This is a genomic window from Seonamhaeicola sediminis, from assembly GCF_004358095.2.
In the GTDB taxonomy this organism is placed as follows: Bacteria; Bacteroidota; Bacteroidia; order Flavobacteriales; family Flavobacteriaceae; genus Seonamhaeicola; species Seonamhaeicola sediminis.
Map to the genome: position 1 here is coordinate 129395 of NZ_SMZJ02000005.1, position 23460 is coordinate 152854.

Here is a 23460-nt window from a genome sequence, read left to right on the forward strand (position 1 = left end):
AGATTTATGTGTGGCATAGTTGGATATATAGGACACAGAGAAGCTTATCCCATTATAGTTGAAGGTCTTAAACGCCTGGAATACAGGGGTTACGATAGCGCTGGTATCGCTCTGTTTGACGGAACTGATTTAAAAGTTTCTAAAACGAAGGGCAAAGTGGCCGATTTAGAAAACCTTTCAGAAAAAGAAATTACCAAACACGGTAATGTTGGTATAGGTCACACACGTTGGGCAACTCATGGAGTCCCTAATAATATAAATTCACATCCCCATCTTTCCAATTCAGGAAACTTAGTAATAATTCACAACGGAATTATTGAAAATTATGATGCTTTAAAACAAGAGCTCATATCAAGAGGCTACACATTTAAATCTGATACCGATACCGAAGTATTGGTTAATTTAATAGAAGATGTACAAAAACAAGAAGGCGTCAAACTAGGAAAAGCGGTTCAGATTGCTTTGAACCAGGTAATTGGCGCTTATGCTATTACTGTTTTTGATAAAAACAAACCTGAAGAAATTGTGGTAGCTCGTTTAGGTAGCCCACTTGCCATTGGTATTGGAGAAGATGAGTTTTTCATTGCATCAGATGCTTCACCTTTTATTGAATATACTAAAGATGCCATTTATTTAGAAGACGAAGAAATGGCTATCATAAGGTTCCATAAAGGAATCAAAATAAGAAAAATTAAAGATGACTCTTTGGTAGCTCCTTACATTCAAAAACTCCAGTTGAATCTTGAAGAAATTGAAAAAGGTGGTTATGACCATTTCATGCTCAAAGAAATTTATGAGCAACCAAAAGCCATTACAGATACATACAGAGGAAGGCTTTTAAGAGATCAAGCAATTATAAAAATGTCTGGTGTTGAAGATAACATGAAAAAGTTTCTCAATGCTAATAGAATTATTATTGTAGCCTGCGGCACCTCATGGCATGCTGGCTTAGTAGCTGAATATATTTTTGAAGATTTAGCTAGAATTCCAGTAGAGGTTGAATACGCCTCGGAGTTTAGATACAGAAACCCTGTTATTAGAGAAGATGATGTTTTAATTGCTATTTCTCAATCTGGTGAAACCGCTGATACTTTGGCCGCCATTAAATTAGCTAAATCTAAAGGTGCGTTTGTATTTGGTATTTGTAATGTAGTTGGTTCATCTATAGCCAGAGAAACCCATGCAGGTGCATATACTCATGCGGGCCCAGAAATAGGTGTAGCTTCAACAAAAGCCTTTACAACTCAAATTACAGTATTAACATTAATGGCTCTAAGATTAGCTAGAGCTAAAGGAACAATAACTAGTTCTGATTATCACCGTCATTTATTGGAATTAGAAATGATTCCTGATAAAGTGAAAAAGGCTCTAAAGTCTGATAATCATATCAAAATTATTGCAGATATATATAAAGATGCTACTAATTGTCTATACTTAGGCAGAGGTTACAATTTTCCTGTTGCTCTAGAAGGAGCCTTAAAACTAAAAGAGATATCTTACATCCATGCAGAAGGCTATCCAGCAGCCGAAATGAAACATGGCCCTATTGCCTTGATTGATGAAAATATGCCTGTTATTGTAATTGCTACCAAAAAAGGTCACTACGAAAAGGTAGTAAGTAATATTCAGGAAATAAAATCAAGGAAGGGAAAGATTATAGGTATTGTAACACAGGGAGATGAGCAGGTTAGAGAATTAGCAGATCATGTTATTGAAGTTCCAGAGACTTTAGAATCCCTTTCTCCATTATTAACCACTATTCCGCTTCAGCTTTTATCTTATCATATTGCTGTTATGCTTGGTAAGAATGTTGATCAACCAAGAAATTTAGCGAAATCGGTCACTGTAGAATAAGAAATTAATATTAAAGACATTCTTTAACAAAATCATTTTTTTTATCTATACCTCAATTTCTGTTCATTTTTTTGTCCGAATTTATATCCTAAAGATAATATCGGATAAATAAATTGGGATTATTTAGAACTTCGAGTAAAAGCAAAAATTCTAAATAAAAATCACTATGGTTTTGAGTGTTAAAAATCAATTTTTATTAATTCTATATTTTTAACACCTTTTTATTTGGTAATTTTTATTATGCGTGCATAATTTTTGTGATTTTATTTTTATATTGCTTAAATAATTAAACTAATTCACTCTAAATGAAAACAATTATTCCCTTTTTGTTGTTGTTATTTTGCAGTTTATCGTATTCTCAAACTACTGTTACTGGTACTGTAAAAGATAATAGCGGACAGCCTATTCCAGGCGCAAATGTAATTATTGTAGGAACTACTACAGGTACGGTTACAGATTTTGATGGTAATTTTACATTAACCTATTCTCAAAACCCTCCTTTTAGTGTTCAAGCAAGTAGTGTTGGGTTTGAAACTTCCACTGAAGAAGTGACCTCAAATAATCAAATATTAAATTTTGTTCTAACTGAAGGAACTTCACTAGATGAAGTTGTTATTTCAGCTTCTAGAACCCCAGAGCGTATCTTTGAATCTCCAGTAACTGTAGAGCGTTTTGGTATTAATGAAATTAAAAACACGGCTTCTGCAGATTTTTACGATGGGTTGGAAAACCTAAAAGGTGTTGATGTAAATATTAACAGTTTGACTTTTAAATCGGTAAATACAAGAGGTTTTGCCACCTTTGCTAACAATCGATTTATGCAGTTAGTAGATGGCATGGATAACTCAACGCCAGCATTAAACTTTCCTATTGGAAATCTAGTAGGAATGATAGAAACAGACGTTCAAAGCGTGGAAATATTACCTGGAGCTGCATCAGCTCTTTATGGAGCTAATGCATTTAATGGAATTTTATTTATGCGCAGCAAAAACCCTTTTGACCATCATGGTATAAGCACTTATTACAAGCAAGGAATAACATCACAAGTGTCTGCCGGTGACAATGACTACAAAGATTTTGGAATTAGAGCAGCACACAAGTTCAGTGATGTTTTTGCGGCAAAGGTAAACTTTGGATATTTACAAGGAACCGACTGGATGGCAACTAGTGAAGAAGACAAACTCAATAGAGGGTTTGACAGAACTAACCCTGATTACGATGGTATTAACATTTATGGAGATGATGAAAGTCTTAATATGACCCTTGTTGCAGACGGACTTGTTGCTGCTGGAATACTACCACAGGCTTTAGCAGATTTGGTACCTTCTCAAAATGTAAGCAGGACCGGATATGCCGAAAGTAATTTAACAGATTATAATGCCGAAAGTGTAAAAGCCGATTGGGGTCTCTATTTCAGACCATGGGCTGATGATTTTGAGATTCAGTATGTAGGAAAGGTAGGTGTAGGTACTACAATTTATCAAGGAGCCAACAGATATAATATAAATGGTTTTTTTCAACAGCAGCATAAATTAGAATTTAGAAATAATAATTTCTTTCTTAGAGGCTATGTTGTAACTGATAAGGCAGGTGACTCATATGACATGACCTTCACTGGTAGAAATATTAATAGAGCTTGGAAAGACGATAATACTTGGTATGGTGAGTATGTTGCCAATTATGCTTTAGCATTTGGGGGTCTTATACCCAATATTCCAGGAGGCAATGTTGACGCAGCCCATATTTTTGGAAGGCAAGTTGCTGATGAAGTATTAGATTTTGACCCAACAAATTTAGCAAACCCTTTTGCTGATGATGGTATTGAACGTTTTTTACCAGGAACCCCTGAGTTTCAAGAAGCATTTAACAGAAGTATAAATAACCCTGACTTGGCTACAGGATCCAAATTTCAAGACCAATCAAAGTATTACCATGCAGATGCTAATTATAATTTTGGCCATTTATGGGAGTTTGCTGAGGTTCAAATTGGTGGATCATATAGAAAATATAGTTTAAATTCATCTGGAACGATTTATACTGATACTAATGGCCCTATAGACTATTCAGAATACGGATTATATACTCAGATTCAAAAGAATATGGAAATCAATGAATCTATGGATTTAAAACTCACAGGATCTATCCGTTATGATAAATCGGAGTTTTTTGACGGTTTCCTTTCTCCAAGATTCTCTGCTGGCTTAACGGTCAATGAAAACCATAACATAAGAGCTTCTGTACAAACAGGATTTAGAAATCCTACTACCCAAGATTTGTTTATTGGGCTAAATTCTGGTAGAGCTATTTTGATAGGTTCAGCTCCTGACAATTTAGATAGATATACTGCTAATTATCCTGTTAGTTTAGCTGGACAAGTAGGATTTGGACAACCATCTAGCATTACTCAAACTGGACGAGTAGCTTACGAAAATTCATATACCGTGACTTCACTCTTACAATTATTAGAAACAGGAGATCCTTCAGTTTTAGCATCACCCAATGCTATAGCCAATCCTGATGTTGTTAAACCAGAGCAAATTACATCTTATGAAGTAGGATATCGTGGTAAGTTTAATAATTTTACAGTAGATTTTAGTGCTTATTATAACTCTTATAAAGATTTCTTGACGCAACCTGTTGTTGTATCTCCTTTTTATGGAACTGTTGGCGATAACTCTTTGTCTGTGGCTGCTATTGCCAATGGAGATTTCCAGATATATAGTACCTACACAAACTCTCCTGCTGATGTTAATTCTTATGGAGCCTCTTTAGGTCTGTCTACAAAAATATTTACCAATTTTGATTTAAGTGGTAATTATACCTATGCTAAGTTAGACTTTGATCAAAACGCTAACCCAAATTTAACAACTAACTTTAACACACCTGAACATAGAGTTAAAGTATCTTTTGGAAACACAGATTTATTTAAAAACTTTGGTTTCAATCTAGCTTGGCGCTGGAGTGACAACTATTTCTGGGAATCTTCTTTTGGTAATGGTGCAGTACCTGCATATCATGTTATTGATGCCCAGATTAATTTAAAAGTTCCTAGTTTTAAATCAACATTCAAAGCTGGAGTTACAAACCTATTAGGAGATGAATATACACAAGCCTTTGGAACTGGCTTTATAGGGTCTATGTACTATGTCTCTTGGATAATTAATAATCTATAATTAATACTTAAAAATCAAACAAAAACACCTCCAAATTGGAGGTGTTTTTGTTATTATAAAAAAGCTTAAAAAAACAGCTTTCTTTTTAAATTAAAACCCATATATTTGCAGCCGAAAACAAAACATGTTTTCCAACAATTAAATCGCATAATATTAAACAGATAAGTAATGTCTAAAGTTACAGGTAAAGTTGCACAAATAGTAGGTCCAGTAATCGATGTTGAATTCGCTGCTGGGGCAGAACTTCCAAAAATTTATGATTCATTAGAAATACACAGACCTGATGGTTCTACATTGGTACTTGAAGTACAATCCCACATTGGTGAGAACAGCGTACGTACTATTGCCATGGATTCATCTGATGGTTTAAGTAGAGGAACTGAAGTTGTAGCAACTGGTGCTCCTATACAAATGCCAATTGGCGAAGATGTTTATGGGCGTTTATTTAACGTTATTGGAGATGCTATTGATGGTTTAGGAGATTTACCTAAAGCTAATGAAAACGGATTACCAATTCACCGTCAAGCACCTAAGTTTGAAGATTTATCAACGTCTACCGAAGTATTATTTACAGGTATTAAAGTTATCGATTTAATTGAGCCTTACGCTAAAGGTGGTAAAATTGGTTTATTTGGTGGTGCTGGTGTTGGTAAAACAGTATTAATTCAGGAGTTAATTAACAATATTGCAAAAGGTCACGGTGGTTTATCGGTTTTTGCTGGTGTAGGTGAAAGAACTCGTGAAGGAAATGACCTTTTAAGAGAGATGTTAGAGTCTGGTATTATTAAATACGGAGACGACTTCTTGCACTCTATGGAAGAAGGAGGATGGGATTTATCCAAAGTTGATAAGGAAGCTATGTTAGATTCTAAAGCAACTTTCGTTTTCGGACAAATGAATGAGCCTCCTGGAGCACGTGCTCGTGTGGCATTATCTGGTTTAACTATTGCTGAGTATTTCCGTGATGGTGCTGGTGACGGACAAGGTAAAGATGTACTTTTCTTTGTTGATAACATCTTCCGTTTTACACAAGCAGGTTCTGAGGTATCGGCATTATTAGGTCGTATGCCATCAGCGGTAGGTTACCAACCAACATTAGCAACAGAAATGGGTGCCATGCAAGAGCGTATTACATCAACTAAAAAAGGATCTATTACATCAGTTCAAGCAGTTTATGTACCTGCGGATGACTTAACGGATCCTGCTCCTGCAACTACCTTTGCTCACTTAGATGCAACAACGGTATTATCTCGTAAAATTGCTGAGTTAGGTATTTACCCTGCGGTAGATCCATTAGATTCTACTTCAAGAATCTTAACTGCAGATATTTTAGGTAATGACCACTACGCCTGTGCTCAAAGAGTAAAAGAGTTATTACAACGTTATAAAGAGTTACAAGATATTATTGCTATTCTTGGTATGGAAGAGCTTTCAGAAGAAGATAAATTAGCGGTATCTCGTGCTCGTCGTGTTCAACGTTTCTTATCACAACCATTTCACGTAGCAGAACAATTTACTGGTATTCCTGGTGTTTTGGTAGATATCAAGGACACTATCAAAGGATTTAACATGATTATGGATGGTGAGCTAGATCATTTACCAGAAGCAGCTTTCAACCTTAAAGGTACTATTGAAGATGCTATTGAGGCTGGAGAGAAAATGTTAGCAGAAGCGTAATCAATTAATAGTTGACAATTATTAATTATTAATTAAAAAATTATGTATTTAGAAATTGTATCACCAGAAGCCACATTATTTAGCGGAGAAGTAGAATCAGTTGCTGTTCCTGGAATAAATGGAGAGTTTCAAATGCTTAAAGACCATGCTCCTGTTGTATCTTTATTAAAAGAGGGACAAGTTAAGATTTTTGGCAATATCACATTAGACGAAGAAGTAGCTTCTAAATTTGCTAAATCTAACAAGGGTTTTACATTAGAAATTAATTCTGGTACTATAGAAATGAAAGATAACAAAGTTATTGTTTTAGCAGACTAAGTTTCTTTCTTAAACAGATATAAAAAGAAAAGCGAACCAAATGGTTCGCTTTTCTTTTTATGTTCACTAATTATTTTATACTCCATAAGGATTCTGATAATCAAGATCAGTCAGTTGTTAAGATTAATCTACTTCAATGTTTTCTTAACCGCCACTTCTTGGAAGGCTTCAATAATATCACCTTCTTTAATATCGTTGTAATTTTTCACCTGCATACCACAATCATATCCCTTAGATACTTCTTTAACATCGTCTTTAAATCGTTTCAAAGTTGCCAATTCTCCAGTAAATATTACAACACCTTCTCTAATAAGTCTTATTCCTGAATTTCTGAATATCTTACCATTAGTTACCATACAACCTGCAATGGTTCCAACTTTAGAAATTTTGAACGTTTGTCTTATTTCTGCAGTACCAGTAATCTCTTCTTTAAACTCTGGTGACAACATACCTTCCATAGCATCTTTTAAGTCGTTGATAGCATCATAAATGATAGAGTATGTTCTGATATCGATTTCTTCTTTATCTGCAATGGCACGAGCATTACCCATTGGTCTAACATTAAATCCTATGATAATAGCATCTGATGCCGATGCCAATAACACATCACTTTCAGTAATGGCTCCAACACCTTTATGTAAAATATTAACTTGAATCTCTTCAGTTGAAAGTTTTTGGAACGAATCTGTAAGTGCTTCAACAGAACCATCCACATCTCCTTTAAGGATAATGTTTAGCTCTTTAAAGTCACCAAGAGCAATACGTCTTCCTATTTCATCAAGTGTAATATGACGTTGTGTTCTAACAGACTGCTCACGTTGCAATTGAGAGCGTTTAGTTGCAATAGCTTTGGCTTCGCGCTCATCTTCAAATACATTGAACTTATCACCCGCTTGTGGTGCTCCATCTAAACCTAAAATAGATACGGGCGTTGAAGGACCAACTTCTTTTAAATCTTTACCGCGTTCATCATGCATAGCTTTTACTTTTCCGCTATGCTGACCTGCTAACACATAATCACCTACACGTAATGTACCAGCCTGAACTAGAATGGTAGACACATATCCACGTCCTTTATCTAAAAATGCCTCTACAACAGTACCTACTGCTGGTTTGTCTGGATTTGCTTTTAATTCTAATAACTCTGCTTCTAATAGTACTTTTTCAAGTAATTCTTTTACACCTGTACCGAATTTAGCAGAAATATCATGTGATTGAATTTTTCCTCCCCAATCTTCAACCAATAAATTCATATTGGCTAGTCCTTCCTTAATTTTGTCAGGATTAGCATTTGGCTTATCAATTTTATTTATTGCAAATACAATAGGAACTCCAGCCGCCTGTGCATGCGATATAGCCTCTTTTGTTTGTGGCATAATATCATCATCTGCTGCTGCAACAATTATTGCAATATCTGTTACTTGAGCTCCACGGGCACGCATTGCTGTAAACGCTTCGTGACCTGGTGTATCTAAAAAGGCTATTTTTTGTCCGCTTTCTAAAGTAACTCCATAGGCCCCAATATGCTGGGTAATACCTCCTGATTCTCCAGCAATTACATTTTCTTCACGAATGTAATCTAAAAGTGATGTTTTACCGTGATCTACATGTCCCATTACCGTTACGATTGGCGCTCGTGGTTTTAAATCTTCGGGTGTATCTTCTACCTCTTCAATAGATTCCTCAATATCAGCCGTAACAAACTCCACTTGATAACCAAATTCTTCAGCTACAATAGACAACGTTTCGGCATCTAAACGCTGATTCATGGTTACCATCATTCCAAGCGACATACATGCAGAGATAATTTCAGTAACACTAACATTCATCATGGTAGCAACCTCGCTTGCTGTAACAAACTCCGTTACTTTAAGTATTTTGCTTTCAGCTGCTTCTGCTTGTAACTCTCTTTCAGTTTGATCTCTATGTTGTTCTCTTTTTTCTCTACGATACTTAGCTCCTTTACCTTTGGCGCCTTTACCTTGAAGTTTTTCTAGTGTTTCTCTTACTTGACGTTTTACATCCTCTTCACTAGGCTCTTCTTTAACAACGGTATTTCTTCTCCCTTTACCTTTAAAGCGATCGTTCCCTCTATTTTGATTTCCTCTTTGATTTCCACTAGGCTGTGCTCCACCAACTTTACTTATTCTTCGACGCTTCTTCTTATTTGAAGCATCACTACCTGAAGCACCCTCTTTTTTGTCCTCTTTCTTTTTCTTAGGCTTATTAAACTGAGATAAATCAATTTTATCTCCAGCAATTTTTGGTCCCGTAAGTTTTTGATATTGAGTTTTAACTTTCTCTTCTTGAGCAGGAAGTTCCTCTGTTCCTTTAGGATCTTTTTTAATTTCCTGTTGAGGCACTTCTTTTTTGGGAGCTTCCTTTTTTGGTTTTGGAACTTCTACTTCCTCAGTCTTAACCACTGATTTTTCTTCTGCTGGCTTTTCGACTTCTACAGGAGGTTCTTCTTTTATAGGCGCTTCTTCTTTTTTAGCCTCAGGTTTTTTAGGAGATAGATCGATCTTCCCTACAGTTTTGGGGCCTGAAACGGTAACAGAGGCTTTTACAACTTCCTCTTTTTTGGCTGCTTCTTTTTGCTTTGCTTCAAGTTCACGTTCGCGTTGCTCCCTTAACTCGTCTTTCTCTTTTTGCTTTGCTTCACTAACTTCTTTAGAAGCTACTTTTTTGCTAGCATCTGTTTCAAACTCATCTGAAAGAATTTCATAAACCTCTTCAGAAATTTTTGTAGTTGGGCGCTTTTCTATCTCTACACCTTTAGAATCTAAAAATTCTACAGCACGATCTAAAGAGATGTTAAGCTCACGTAATACTTTATTTAATCTAATTGTTCCAGCCATAAATTGCCTTTAAAATACTCAAATATATATGTTATTCTTCAAATTCTTCCTTTAGAATTCTAATAACGTCGTAAATAGTTTCTTCTTCTAAGTCTGTTCTCTTAACAAGATCATCAATATCTTGTTCTAGAATACTTTTAGCGGTATCTAAACCTGCTTTACTAAACTCTTGGATGATCCATTCATCTATTTCATCAGAGAACTCACTTAACTCCACATCTTCTTCAGCGCCTTCTCTAAACACATCAATCTCATAACCAGTTAATTGACCCGCTAAACGAATGTTATGACCTCCTCTACCAATAGCCTTACTTACTTCTTCTGGTTTTAATATAACCTCAGCGCGTTTATTTTCTTCATCAATTTTAATTGATGTTACTCTTGCAGGGCTTAAGGCCCTTGTAATAAACAATTGTAAGTTATTTGTGTAGTTAATTACATCGATATTCTCATTACCTAATTCACGTACTATACCGTGAATTCTAGAACCTTTCATACCTACACAAGCACCAACTGGATCTATTCTATCATCATAAGAATCTACTGCTACTTTAGCTTTTTCTCCAGGAATTCTAACCACTTTTTTAATGGTAATTAACCCATCAAAAACCTCTGGTATTTCCTGTTCAAATAACTTCTCTAAAAATACCGGGGAGCTTCTAGACATTAATATGGTAGGCTTTGCTCCTTTAAGTTCAACAGAATCAATAACACCTCTTACATTATCTCCTTTTCTGAAAAAATCTGAAGGTATTTGTTTGTCTTTTGGTAACACAATTTCATTACCTTCATCATCTAACAAAATAACTGCTCTATGGCGTATATGATGCACCTCTGCTGTGTAAAGCTCACCTACAAGGTCTTTAAATTGCTTGTAAATTATTGTATTGTCATGCTCATGGATTTTAGAAATAAGATTTTGGCGCAATGCTAAAATAGCTCTTCTTCCTAAATCTGTTAATTTAACTTCTTCAGATACGTCTTCACCAACTTCAAAATCTGGCTCAATTCTTCTGGCTTCAGATAATGAAATTTCCTGATTGGGTTCTTCTACTTCACCATCGGCAACCACCACTCTATTTCTCCAAATTTCTAAATCTCCTTTATCTGGATTTACAATAATATCGAAATTGTCATCATCGCCAAATTTCTTTTTTAAGGCGCTTCTAAACACATCTTCTAAAATGGCCATTAACGTTACTCTGTCAATCAGCTTATCGTCTTTGAATTCTGAAAAAGATTCAATTAACGCGATATTTTCCATAACTCTTACTGAATTAAAATTTAATCACAACTTTTGCTTCTACAATATCTATGTAAGCGATATTCGCTTCTTTTGTCACTGTTACTTTTCCTTTACCAACTGGTTTAGGCTCTCTAACTTTCCACTGTAAAGTAATATCATTGTCCGAAGCGTTGGAAAGGATACCTTCAAATTTTTCAGACTCGGTTTTTACTTCAAGTGTTCTGTTAATGTTCTTTTTATACTGACGTTGCTTAACCAATGGTGCAGCAGCTCCTGCAGACATAACATCCAAAGAAAAATCTTGCTCTTCTCTGTCTAGATTGTGTTCTATAGCTCTACTAATAAAAATACAATCTTCAACCAAAACACCATTATCACCATCTATAACCACTTTTATTTGATTATCGCCTTGTACGGAAAAATCGATTAGAAATAAATCAGGTCTTTCCTCTAAAGCATCGTTCAATAAATTTTCAACTGTGGTTTTAAACATTTTTTATTATAAAAAGAGGGGACTTTCCGTCCCCTCATTATCTTTTTTTTATCTAACAACGGTGCAAATATATAATTTTTAATTTAATTTATAAACCTCAAAAACGAAAAAGTCCTTACTATAAAGCAAGGACTTTTAAAATTACTGTTGGCCTACTAGGGCTCGAACCTAGACTCTTCTGGACCAAAACCAGACGTGTTGCCAGTTACACCATAGGCCATTGTGTAATTGAGGGTGCAAATTTAGTACAAAGTTTTTTCTGCACAAACATTTTTTCAAAAAAATAATTCTTAAACCTTAACGTTTACTTAAAAAAATTTGAAGTAACGTATTTATTCTTAAATTCGCCACAGCAACCAAACACAGATATTTTATGACCAATTTGAACTTTAAAAAATGGAATACCATTTTAGGATGGTTCTCTTTTTTAATAGCACTTATAACCTACAGCTTAACTGTTGAACCTACCGTAAGCTTTTGGGATGCCGGAGAGTATATATTAACTTCGGCTAAATTACAGGTTGGTCACCCTCCAGGGGCGCCATTATTTCAAATGCTCGGGGCCTTTTTCTCAATGTTTGCTTTAGAGCCTTCTCAAGTTGGTTTTATGATGAATATGATGAGTGCTGTTTCTAGTGCTTTTGCTATTCTATTTATGTTTTGGACCATAACTTTACTTCTTAAAAAAATAACAGGAGGTACTGAAGATAGTCAATCTAAATCTTTGGCTATTCTTGGTAGTGGTCTTGTAGGTAGTTTGGCATTTACGTTTACAGACTCATTCTGGTTTAATGCCGTTGAAACTGAAGTGTATGCTATGGCAACCTTAATTATGTCTGTGTTATTTTGGTTAGGGTTGCGTTGGGAACAAGACATGGATAAACCACGCGGAAACCGCTGGCTAATTTTAATTGCATTCATCATTGGCTTATCATTTGGTGTGCACTTTATGGGATTATTAACCATTCCTGCTATTGGGCTTATTTACTATTTTAAAAACTACAAAACGGTTACTGTTAAAAACTTTATCATCGCTAATGTAGTTTCGGTTGCTGTATTACTGTTTATATTTAAATTATTAGCACCCAATATTCTAAAAATATTTAGTGTTTCAGAAATCTTTTTCGTAAATAGTGTTGGTCTACCTTTTAACTCAGGCTCTATAATTGCTGCCCTGCTATTGGTAACCATAATTTTTTATGGTATAAAGTATACAAGAAAAAAACAATACACACATTTAAATACAGCCATTCTTTGCTTAACTTTTGTCATTATTGGGTTTTCAACATGGTTAATGTTACCCATTAGAGCTAACGCCAATGTGGTTGTTAATGAAAATAACCCTTCTAGCGCGCGCGAGTTGTTAGCCTATTATAACCTAGAACAGTACCCTGAAACACACTTATTTTACGGCCCTCAGTTTACTGATATTTATGCTCCTTTAGATAAAAATAATCCGTACAAAGACGATAAACCTAAATACGAAAAAGACGAAGAAAAAGGCAAGTATATCATTGTAAACGATTACAAAAATGCCAGACAGAATTACAACTCAGACCACGCTTCCATTTTACCAAGGATGTGGAGTAGTGAACATGCTGAAAATTATATGATGTTTACTGGGTTTTTAGAGTTTAAACTGAAACCAGAATACCAAATGCAAAACGAATTGCGCTCTTTGGTTAGTAATTTTATTAAAGAGGTTAATCAAGGTAATATTGACTATGAAGGTTTTGATAAATTTCTTAAGCAATACGGTAGAGAGTATTTTGATATTGAAAAACCAAGTTTAGGTGATAATTTAAGGTATTTGTTTGAATACCAATTAGGCTACATGTACTGGCGCTATTTTATGTGGAATTTTGCCGGAAGACAAGATGATATTCAAGGAAAATACGATAATCATGGTAACTGGCTAAGTGGTATAAAACCACTTGATGAGTGGCACCTTGGTTATTCACAAGATAAACTGCCTAGTGATGTTAAAAATAATAAAGCCAGAAACTCCTACTATTTACTACCTCTCATTTTAGGGTTAATTGGCTTTTTCTTTTTATTTAATAAAGACAAAAAACTATTTTGGGTGATGTTAGTATTTTTTCTTTTTACAGGGGTAGCCATTCAAGTGTATACTAACGTACGTCCGTTTGAGCCTCGTGAACGTGATTACTCTGTAGTAGGCTCTTTTTATGTATTTGCTCTTTGGATTGGGTTTGGTGTTTATGCCATGTATGATGCATTAAAAAATCAACTTCCAAAAAAAATAGGAGCCCTTGTTATTACAATAATTTCTTTAGTTCTAGTTCCTGGAATTTTAGCTGCTAACAATTGGGATGATCATGATCGTTCTGGAAAATATACCGCGCAGGCTATGGCCAGAAAATATTTAGACTCTTGTGCAGAAAATGCCATACTATTTACCATTGGAGATAATGATACGTTTGCGCTTTGGTATGCTCAAGAAATTGAGGGGTATAGAACTGATGTTCGTATTGTAAACACCAGTTTATTTCAAACCGATTGGTATATAGACCAAATGAAACGAAAAGCCTATGAGAGCGACCCCATTCCGTCACAATTAACACATGAACATTACAGGTGGGGTACCAATGACTATATAACTATCGCTCCAATTTCAAATGATACTATTTCCATAAAAGAAGCTTTAAATTTCATTACTAATGACAGCCCTAAAACTAGATTTAGATATTATTTAGAAAGTTTCACAGACGCTGATGTAAATAGGTATCCATCACAACAACTTAACGCCAGATACATACCAACCAAGTTTTTCAGAATACCAGTTAATAAAGAAAATGCCTTAAAACATGGTATTGTAAAAGAAAAAGATGCTGATAAAATAGTTCCTCATATTGATATTGAAGTTAGTGGAGGTGCTATCTATAAAAACCGGTTATTAATGTTAGATGTTGTTGCTAATAATGATTGGAAGCGTCCTATTTATTTTACTGGTGGAAGTTTTGGTGACGATGATTATCTATGGATGAAAGATTACCTTCAGCTTGATGGCATGTGCTACAAATTAGTTCCTATTGAAACTCCTGTTAACAGGGCAAATCCATTCGACATGGGGCGTGTAGATGCAGACCTTATGTATGAAAAAGTTAAAACTTGGGACTGGGGTAATAGCGGCAGCCCTAATATTTATCATGATCCAGAAACCCGAAAAAACGCTATTACTTACAGAGGTAATTTAGCCAGATTAATTGAACAGCTTATTAATGAAGGTAAACTTAAAAAGGCTGAAGAAATTGCAGATATTGCTTTAACCAATATGCCAGTAGATTACTTTGGATACTACACGCTTTTAGAACCTTATATTAGTGCTTATTATGAAGTTGGTAATAAAGAGAAAGCGCAACAACTCTTTAAAGATGTTGTAATTAAATATCAAGAAAACTTAAAATACTATAGTAGCTTAAAAACAAATAGTCAAGAGCGCTTATTTGAAGATATTTATACTGATATTCAACGATATAAAGCTTTAGTTGATGTTTTATTAAAGCACGATATTGAATTTGCAAGAACCGAAGGAGACATCTTTAATGATTACTTAAGGCTATTTAAATATTTTTACGGCGAAGAAGATGATAGTGATAGTAACGAAGACCTACCTTTGCAAACCGATAGCATCGGAATTGAGGCCACAACAGACTCTATTGAGTAAGGCATGATTTACAAACCAGTAAAAACGCCCTTAATTGCAAAAAGTGTCTTTCCAAATTATATTTGGGATATACCATCTAATGAAAAAACTATATTTCTCACTTTTGACGATGGTCCAACACCAAAAATTACCAATTGGGTATTAAACACCTTGAAAGATTACAATGCCAAAGCTACATTTTTTTGTATTGGAAACAATATTGAAAAGCATCCTGAAATTTTTCAAAATATTTTGACAGATGGTCATAATATTGGTAACCATACTCAAAACCATATTAAAGGATGGAAAACAAATACAGAAGACTACCTTAAGGATATAAAAATTTGCAATCAAGTTTTTAAGTCTCAAAATATTAATAATGAATCATCATCCATTAGCTATCAAAACGTCAATCTATTTCGTCCACCTTATGGACAAATAAAACCCAAACAAGGTAAAAAGCTCATTGAACAAGGGTTTAAAATTATCATGTGGGATGTACTATCTTTTGATTGGGACAAAAATGTAAGCAAAGAAACTTGCCTAAATAACGTAATTTCAAAAGCTAAATCAGGAAGCATTATTGTATTTCATGATAGTATAAAAGCATCAAAAAATATGATGTATACACTCCCAAAAGTATTGGACTTTTTTACTAAAAGAGATTACACTTTTAAAGCGCTAGACTAGACGTACTCCTGAATAATTTCAATAAGTGTATTTGCATCAAGATCACCACTTTGGCGCCATTTCATTTCACCGTCTTTGTAAATTATTAAAGTAGGTAACGTTTTAACCCTTAAAGCATCGGCTAGTTCTTCATTCTTATCAACATCTATCTTAATAACCTTAGCCTTGTCTCCAAGCGCCGCTGCAACATCTCTTAAAACCAGATGCATTGCGGTGGATTGTTCATTCCAGTCTGTGTAGAACTCTAATAATACTGGAATTTCAACATCTATAAGTTCCCCAAATTTCGACATACTTTTTAGTATTAATTGGTAAAATGCTGTATTACAAACCTAATCATTTTTTTTGTAATGCGTTCATTGCCTTAAGACCAAGCGTAAAAACAAGGCTCTCTGTATGTCTAATGTATTAAAAAAGACTGAAATAACACAATTTTGAACACTTAAATTAACTATACTGACTTTACACCTTTTTTAAGCTCTATAACCGTAATTTCTGGCCATATACCAACACGTCCGGGAAATGCTAAATAACCAAAGCCACGGTTCACATTAATAAACTTTCCTAGCTCTTCATAAACACCTGCCCAGTACTTGTAGCGCCATTTAACTGGACTCCATTTAAACCACCCAGGAATTTCAATACCAAACTGCATACCATGCGTATGTCCGCTTAATGTTAAATGGTAATGATATTCATCTTGAATGACTTCTTTTTCCCAATGGGATGGATCATGACTCATCAATATTTTAAAATCATCTTTATCAATTCCTCTAGATGCCTTTTTTAAGTCACCTGCTTTTTTAAAACCCCCAGCGCCCCAATTCTCAACGCCTATTAAAGCTAAACGTTCGCCATGTTTTTCAATGAATCGATGTTCGTTTAGCAACAAATCAAACCCAATGTCTTTTTGAATTGTCTTTAAATCCTCTAAATTTTGTAATTGAGCGTCATCAGATTCCCAACGCACATAATCACCATAATCATGATTTCCTAAAACCGAATACATCCCATCTTTAGCATTTAGCTTGCTGAATATATCTATGTATGGTTTCATTTCATCGGCTTTATTGTTCACCATATCTCCTGTAAACAAAATCACATCACTTTCCTGTTCATTAATCAAATCAACCGCATAACTTACTTTATCTTTATTATCAAAACTTCCTGAGTGAATATCGCTTATTTGGGTAATTTTATAACCATCAAAAGCACTTGGTAAATCTTCAAAGTGTAACGAATATTTTAAAACTTTAAAGTTGTATTTTCCTTTAATAACACCATACAAGATAGACGTAAATGGAATTGCAGCAATTCCTAGAGCTAATTGAGAAATAAATTTACGTCTACTATTTAAGGCTACCGTAGCATTGGTTTCACTACTAATCTTTTCAAAGACAAAGGCAAAACCCCTAAATACATCTTCAGCAAACAATGTTATACCTACAATAATTTTAGGAACATAAAAGAGAACAAACAAAATAAGTGCAAGTGAAAACCGAAAAGGAATACCATTAGACCTATCAAATGTGAATACTTGAATAAAAAAATTTCCTAAAATTAAAAGAGAAACAAAAACATAGACATAAGTAACCACACTACTTTTAAAAATAGCCTTAAAGGATTGAAGAGTATAAAAATCCAAAAGCAACAAGATAAGAATGAACAATGTTAAGCGTAGCATGGCTTTTTTTAACAAATATAGTGGTAATCTAAATTACAATTCTGAAACGTTAGTTTATTTAACTTATAGTTAAGACTTCCTTTTTTTGGACTTAATGAAAGATGGTACGTTACAATGAATTACTCATAACTTTTCAAACACTTGCTGTGGTAAAAATTATTTCATTTAATTTTTTATGAATTTTTAAATAAAAAATTTCATGTACATTTGATTTCCTATCAAAAACAAAATCAATGTCTGAACAAAAACGTCTTTTTTTAGTAGATGCTTATGCCCTTATTTTTCGTGGATATTACGCCTTTATAAAAAACCCAAGAATAAATTCTAAAGGACAGGATACATCTGCTATTATGGGATTTATGAACTCTCTTTTAGATGTTATTAAGCGTGAACGCCCAGACCATTTGGCTGTATGTTTTGATAAGGGAGGTAGTGCAGACCGTGTTGAAATGTACGAAGCATACAAAGCCAATAGAGATGAAACGCCCGAAGGTATCACAACTGCCATACCTCATATTTTTGAAATCTTAAAAGCTATGCACATCCCCATTATGGTAAAGGAAGGCTATGAAGCAGACGATGTTATTGGCACCTTATCACGTCAAGCCGAAAAAGAAGGCTATAAAACCTACATGGTTACCCCAGATAAAGATTTTGCGCAATTGGTAACCGAAAATGTATTTATGTACAGACCAGTTTTTGGAGGCGGTTATGAAACTTGGGGCATTCCTGAAGTTCAGAAAAAATTTGAAGTAAAAGATCCGCTTCAGGTAATTGACTTTTTGGGAATGATGGGAGATTCTAGTGATAACATTCCTGGACTTCCTGGTGTTGGCGAAAAAACAGCCAAAAAATTCATCAAGCAGTTTGGCTCTATGGAAGGGCTTTTGGCAAATACAGATCAGTTGAAAGGTAAAATGAAAGAGAAAATTGAAGCTAATGGTGAATTAGGTTTACTTTCAAAACAACTGGCTACTATCATGCTTGATGTTCCAGTAACTTTTGATGCTAAAGATTTTGAACTAGACCATCCAGATGTTGAAAGAGTAAAACAGATATTTCAGGATTTGGAGTTTAGGAGATTAACAGAAAATTTCTTAAAAACGTTTGCTAATAATGAAGAGACAAGCACTGTTGAGTCTATAACTCACACAACCGAGGCAAAAACTACCTCCTCAAAGCTAAAAGCGTCTGCTGGTGCTGGACAATTTTCACTATTTGACTCTGAGGGTTCTAATGCCTCTAAGACTGAAACAGATTCGGCATTTACAAGAAAAACAGCAGAAACTACATCGCATTTTTATCAATATATAGACACGGTTACTTCAAAAAAGTTATTTATTGAAAAACTACTGCAGCAAACAAGTGTGTGTTTTGACACAGAAACTACAGGCATTAATCCAATAACAGCAGAACTAGTTGGCATTGCTTTTTCTTGGGAAGCAGGAAAAGGATTTTATCTACCTTTTCCGGAAGAAAAAAACGAAGCACAAAAACTCATTGAAGAATTAAGACCTTTTTTTGAAAGCGAATCTATTGAGAAAATTGGTCAAAATTTAAAATATGATATCAAAGTTTTAGCAAAGTATAATGTAGAAGTAAAAGGTAAATTATTTGATACCATGTTGGCGCACTACCTCATCAATCCAGATATGCGCCACAACATGGATGTGCTGGCTGAAACCTATCTAAACTACACGCCAATTTCAATTGAAACCCTAATTGGTAAAAAAGGAAAAAATCAATTATCGATGCGTGAAGTTGATTTGAAAGAACAAACAGAATATGCTGTTGAAGATGCTGATATCACCCTTCAGCTCAAAGAACATTTTCAAAATGAATTGGGCGAAGCCAATACCCAAAAGCTATTTGATGAGATTGAAGTACCTTTGCTTAAAGTTTTAGCCGACATGGAATTAGAAGGCATTAACTTAGATAAAGATTTTTTATACAGTTTATCGGGCCAGCTAGAAAAAGATATTGCCGAATTGGAATCAAAAATTTATAAAGAAGCTGGAGAAGAATTCAATATAGCTTCACCAAAACAACTGGGAGTCATTTTATTTGAAAAACTTAAATTGGTAGACAAACCTAAAAAGACCAAAACTGGGCAATATTCTACTTCTGAAGATGTACTTAGCTACCTAGCTAAAGATCATAAAATCATTCAAAACATATTAGATTTTAGAGGGCTTTCAAAATTAAAAAGCACTTATGTAGATGCTCTACCAAGCCAAGTTGAGGAAACCACTGGACGTGTACATACAGATTATATGCAAACAGTTGCAGCCACAGGGCGTTTAAGTAGTAATAATCCTAACCTTCAAAATATCCCAATTCGAACGGAGCGTGGCAGACAGGTTAGAAAAGCATTCATTCCACGAAGCAATGATTATACACTTTTAGCTGCCGATTACTCGCAGATAGAATTACGTGTCATAGCTGCTTTAAGTAAAGAAGAAACCATGATTGAAGCCTTTAACAATGGTGAAGATATCCATGCTTCAACGGCTTCAAAAGTGTTTAATATCCCAATAAACGAAGTGACTCGAGAACAACGCAGCAATGCTAAAACCGTAAACTTTGGAATTATTTATGGGGTTTCTGCTTTTGGATTAAGCAACCAAACAAACCTTAATAGAACAGAGGCTAAAGAGCTCATTGACACCTACTATGCTACCTATCCTAAACTTAGAAATTTTATTAGTGAGCAAGTAGATTTTGCTAGAGATAATGGCTATGTACAAACTGTTTTAGGCCGTCGTCGTTACTTAAAAGATATTAATTCAAGAAATGCTGTAGTTCGTGGAGCCGCAGAACGAAATGCTGTAAACGCCCCAATTCAAGGGAGTGCTGCAGATATTATAAAAATTGCCATGATCAATATTCATAACAAATTAAATGAAGGCGATTTTAAGACTAAAATGCTACTACAAGTACACGATGAATTGGTGTTCGACGTATATAAGCCCGAATTGGAAACCATCAAATCTTTGGTTAAAACCGAAATGGAAAACGCTTATAAACTAGACGTACCTCTAGATGTGGATTTAGATATTGGTGATAACTGGTTGGAGGCGCATTAAGAATTGACCAGAACTCATATAACACCCCTATAATCCCCTCGAGGGGATATTGTGTTGGGCTGTCCCCTTGAGGGGACCACAGGGGTGTCAGATAAAGAAATGCGGAACAAAATAATCCCATATAACCCTGAACTAAAACAACTGGCTAGACAGTTGCGTAAAAACAGTACGCTCCCAGAAGTCTTGTTATGGCAAAACATAAAACGACGAGCCCTAGGCGTACAATTCCACAGACAAGTTCCCATGTTAAACTATATTGTTGATTTTTATTGCCATGAAATTGGTCTAGCAATAGAAATTGATGGTAGAAGTCATGACCACAGCGTTTTATATGATGCTAAAAGACAAGGAGAATTGGAAGCTTACGGGGTTAAATTCTTAAGATTTTCTAATGAAGAAGTAAAAAAACACATGTTTAGTGTTTTGTTGGTAATTGAAGAAACAGTGAAGGAATTAAAGACACCCCTTTGAACTTCGTTCGGTATCTTCAATGAAAATATATTTTAATTTTGATAATCCTAAGGGGACATCATTCTTACGCCTAAGAAGGAGATCTTTAAATCTAATCTTGTCAATACCTCCCAAAAGTTAAAATTAGTAAGGCTTAAACCAAGCAAACGACCTTTTACAGGTTAGAGATTGTTGCTATGGGAGCTGTCAAAAAGATTTGTTGCATCTTAAGTTTTATGTATGCCATGCATGCCTTGGGACAAACCTGCTGTTCTGGTGGTATTCCCCTATCCAATAACATAGGTTTGCCTTTATCTGAAAAAGGCACTTTTCAATTCGGACTCAATTACGATTTTAATAATCTAAACACTTTAAATGCTGGCTCCGAACGACTGAATGACGACACACGGTTAAGAACTACACATTCTGTACTTCTTAACAGTAGCTTTGCCGTTACAAATACTTTGTCTGTTGAAGGATTATTTACATGGGTAAATCAACGTCGTATTATTACAAGTCCTTTCGACGGAAGCAGAAATTTAGAAGCCTCTTCTGGCATTGGTGATGCCATTCTATTAGTTAAATATAATTTCCCGAACCTCATATCAAAAGATAGCGATTTAACCTTGGGATTGGGAACAAAGATCCCTTTAGGCTCATCTACCGAAGCAGATAGGAACGGTATATTACTTATTAACGATTTACAACCTGGAAGTAATGCTTGGGATATCATCTATTGGTTATCTACTGCGAAACGCTTTAATTTCAGGCCTTCGTTAAACGTCTCTACAAGGTTTGTATACAGAAATACGGGTACTGATACAGAATATCTAGGAAACTCTACTTATAAATTCGGTAACGAATTTCAGGCTTTTTTAGGTTTTTCAGATCAATTTACGCTGCTAAAAACACTTGTATCACCAAATATAACCTTCAAGTATCGCAACACAGTAAAAGATAGAATTGAAGGTAGACAGCTTGATAACACTGGTGGTAATTGGATTTTTTTAATCCCGAACATTTCCATAAACTTAACTCCTAATCTAACGCTGTCAACCAAGGCAGAATTACCACTTTACAGTAATGTAGACGGTACACAATTAACACCTACTTATAGATTAACAACTGGCTTCCTGTATAAGCTATCTCCAAAAGAAAGTCCATTAAATTTTAATTCAAAATAAAATGAAAAAGTATTTAATTTTCTTGTTTACCATTACCCTTTTATGGTCTTGTAGCAGTTCTGAAACTATACCATTAGATAACCCGAACCCGTCACCGCAAGCCTTGGAATGGTTAATCCCTATAAACGAAGTAAGAGATGGCGGCCCTGGGAAAGATGGGATTCCCTCAATCGATAAACCAAAATTCACCAACGCCAATAATGTCGATTTTTTGAACGATGATGACTTGGTCATTGGTATTTTCCAAAACGATATTACTAGAGCTTACCCACACGTGGTCATGGATTGGCACGAAGTTACCAACGATGAAATAAACGGGGCTTTTTTTACATTAAATTATTGTCCGCTTACAGGCACAGCATTTGCTTGGGAAAGTGTATCGAAAAACGCAAGGACGACTTTTGGTGTTTCAGGACTCCTTTACAATGCTAACTTGATAATGTACGATAGAAACACAGACAGCAATTGGTCGCAATTAGGATTAGAGTGTGTAAATGGCGAACTCATTGGAGACAAGCCTAAACTATATAATGTGGTAGAAACGAATTGGGCTACTTGGAAAACACTATATCCCGATTCTCAGGTTTTAAATACCAATACAGGTTTTTCAAGATCTTATGGTATTTCTCCTTATGGCGATTATGCTGTAAACAACGAACGTTTTATCTTTAGGCCAGCCATAACAAACCCATCCCTACCAAACAAACAAAGGGTCTATACTATTATTGATGATGACAAGGCAAAAGTTTATCAATTCTCTGACTTTGAAAACGGAAAAGTAATTCGCGATACTTTTAACGGTAATGATTATTTGATTGTTGGAAATAGCAATATTATTAATGCCTTTAAATTAGACCCTAATACTTCTAACCACAATTTTAACTATAGTTTTAATAATTCTGAAGTTTTTTTTAGTGATGACAATGGTAATAGCTATTCTATTTTTGGGAATGTTGTAAGTAATTCTAGAAATGGCATATCTTTTGAGCCAGTAAAATCTGTAATGAGTTATTGGTTTGCTATCGCTGCATTTTACCCTGATCCAGAAATTTATGAGATTCCTTAAAATAATGCTCTAAT

15 protein-coding genes and 1 tRNA gene are annotated in these 23460 nt (G+C 34.8%); 10 read left to right on the top strand and 6 right to left on the bottom strand.

Features of this window, described 5'->3' with window-relative positions:
* Positions 1-6: 6 nt before the first annotated feature.
* The 4 genes from glmS (at position 7) to E1J38_RS10160 (ending at position 7022) form a co-directional block, all read left to right on the top strand.
* Positions 7-1854 (top strand): glutamine--fructose-6-phosphate transaminase (isomerizing), encoded by a 1848-nt coding sequence (gene glmS, locus E1J38_RS10145; RefSeq protein ID WP_133356438.1) that lies wholly within the window; start codon positions 7-9, stop codon positions 1852-1854.
* A gap of 305 nt (positions 1855-2159) precedes the next feature.
* Complete coding sequence (locus tag E1J38_RS10150) at positions 2160-5027, top strand: TonB-dependent receptor (RefSeq protein ID WP_133356439.1); 2868 nt, start codon at positions 2160-2162, stop codon at positions 5025-5027.
* Positions 5028-5195: 168 nt separating this feature from the next.
* Positions 5196-6704, top strand: a complete 1509-nt coding sequence (gene atpD, locus E1J38_RS10155; RefSeq protein WP_133356440.1) for a F0F1 ATP synthase subunit beta — start codon at positions 5196-5198, stop codon at positions 6702-6704.
* Between the two features lie 42 nt (positions 6705-6746).
* Entirely contained in the window at positions 6747-7022 is a 276-nt protein-coding gene (locus tag E1J38_RS10160) for a F0F1 ATP synthase subunit delta/epsilon (RefSeq protein WP_133356441.1), read from the top strand.
* A gap of 128 nt (positions 7023-7150) precedes the next feature.
* Here E1J38_RS10160 and infB read toward each other — a convergent pair whose 3' ends face one another.
* From infB to E1J38_RS10180, 4 genes are all read right to left on the bottom strand, one after another.
* Entirely contained in the window at positions 7151-9880 is a 2730-nt protein-coding gene (infB, locus tag E1J38_RS10165; RefSeq protein ID WP_133356442.1) for a translation initiation factor IF-2, read from the bottom strand.
* A gap of 31 nt (positions 9881-9911) precedes the next feature.
* A complete protein-coding gene (gene nusA / locus E1J38_RS10170) occupies positions 9912-11144 on the bottom strand; it encodes a transcription termination factor NusA (RefSeq protein ID WP_133356443.1) in 1233 nt (410 codons plus the stop codon).
* A gap of 13 nt (positions 11145-11157) precedes the next feature.
* Positions 11158-11619: a ribosome assembly cofactor RimP gene (gene rimP / locus E1J38_RS10175; protein WP_133356444.1), complete on the bottom strand. Its 462-nt coding sequence runs from the start codon at positions 11617-11619 to the stop codon at positions 11158-11160.
* 147 nt (positions 11620-11766) lie between these two features.
* Positions 11767-11839: transfer RNA gene (locus E1J38_RS10180), tRNA-Gln, on the bottom strand.
* Between the two features lie 153 nt (positions 11840-11992).
* On the opposite strand from E1J38_RS10180, the gene E1J38_RS10185 reads away from it, so the two are divergent.
* Positions 11993-15307, top strand: a complete 3315-nt coding sequence (locus tag E1J38_RS10185) for a protein O-mannosyl-transferase family (RefSeq protein ID WP_133356445.1) — start codon at positions 11993-11995, stop codon at positions 15305-15307.
* A gap of 3 nt (positions 15308-15310) precedes the next feature.
* Positions 15311-15976 (top strand): polysaccharide deacetylase family protein, encoded by a 666-nt coding sequence (locus tag E1J38_RS10190; RefSeq protein ID WP_133356446.1) that lies wholly within the window; start codon positions 15311-15313, stop codon positions 15974-15976.
* On the opposite strand, the gene E1J38_RS10195 is transcribed toward E1J38_RS10190, so the two are convergent.
* Together E1J38_RS10195 and E1J38_RS10200 are read right to left on the bottom strand one after the other, a co-directional pair.
* Positions 15973-16269 carry a thioredoxin family protein gene (locus tag E1J38_RS10195; RefSeq protein ID WP_133356447.1) on the bottom strand — a complete coding sequence of 99 codons (297 nt, stop codon included), beginning with the start codon at positions 16267-16269 and terminating at the stop codon, positions 15973-15975. The genes E1J38_RS10190 and E1J38_RS10195 overlap by 4 nt on opposite strands.
* Before the next feature lie 158 nt (positions 16270-16427).
* Positions 16428-17660, bottom strand: a complete 1233-nt coding sequence (locus E1J38_RS10200; protein WP_133356448.1) for a metallophosphoesterase — start codon at positions 17658-17660, stop codon at positions 16428-16430.
* 233 nt (positions 17661-17893) lie between these two features.
* Between E1J38_RS10200 and polA the strand changes: the two genes are divergently transcribed.
* The 4 genes from polA to E1J38_RS10220 all read left to right on the top strand — a co-directional run bounded on the left by polA (position 17894) and on the right by E1J38_RS10220 (position 23446).
* Positions 17894-20746, top strand: a complete 2853-nt coding sequence (gene polA / locus E1J38_RS10205; RefSeq protein ID WP_133356449.1) for a DNA polymerase I — start codon at positions 17894-17896, stop codon at positions 20744-20746.
* Positions 20747-20845: 99 nt separating this feature from the next.
* Positions 20846-21217, top strand: coding sequence for an endonuclease domain-containing protein (locus E1J38_RS10210; RefSeq protein WP_133356450.1), 372 nt, complete (start codon positions 20846-20848; stop codon positions 21215-21217).
* 176 nt (positions 21218-21393) lie between these two features.
* A complete protein-coding gene (locus tag E1J38_RS10215) occupies positions 21394-22380 on the top strand; it encodes a hypothetical protein (RefSeq protein WP_133356451.1) in 987 nt (328 codons plus the stop codon).
* A 1-nt stretch (position 22381) separates the two neighbouring features.
* Positions 22382-23446, top strand: coding sequence for a DUF3179 domain-containing protein (locus tag E1J38_RS10220; RefSeq protein WP_133356452.1), 1065 nt, complete (start codon positions 22382-22384; stop codon positions 23444-23446).
* Positions 23447-23460: the final 14 nt, after the last annotated feature.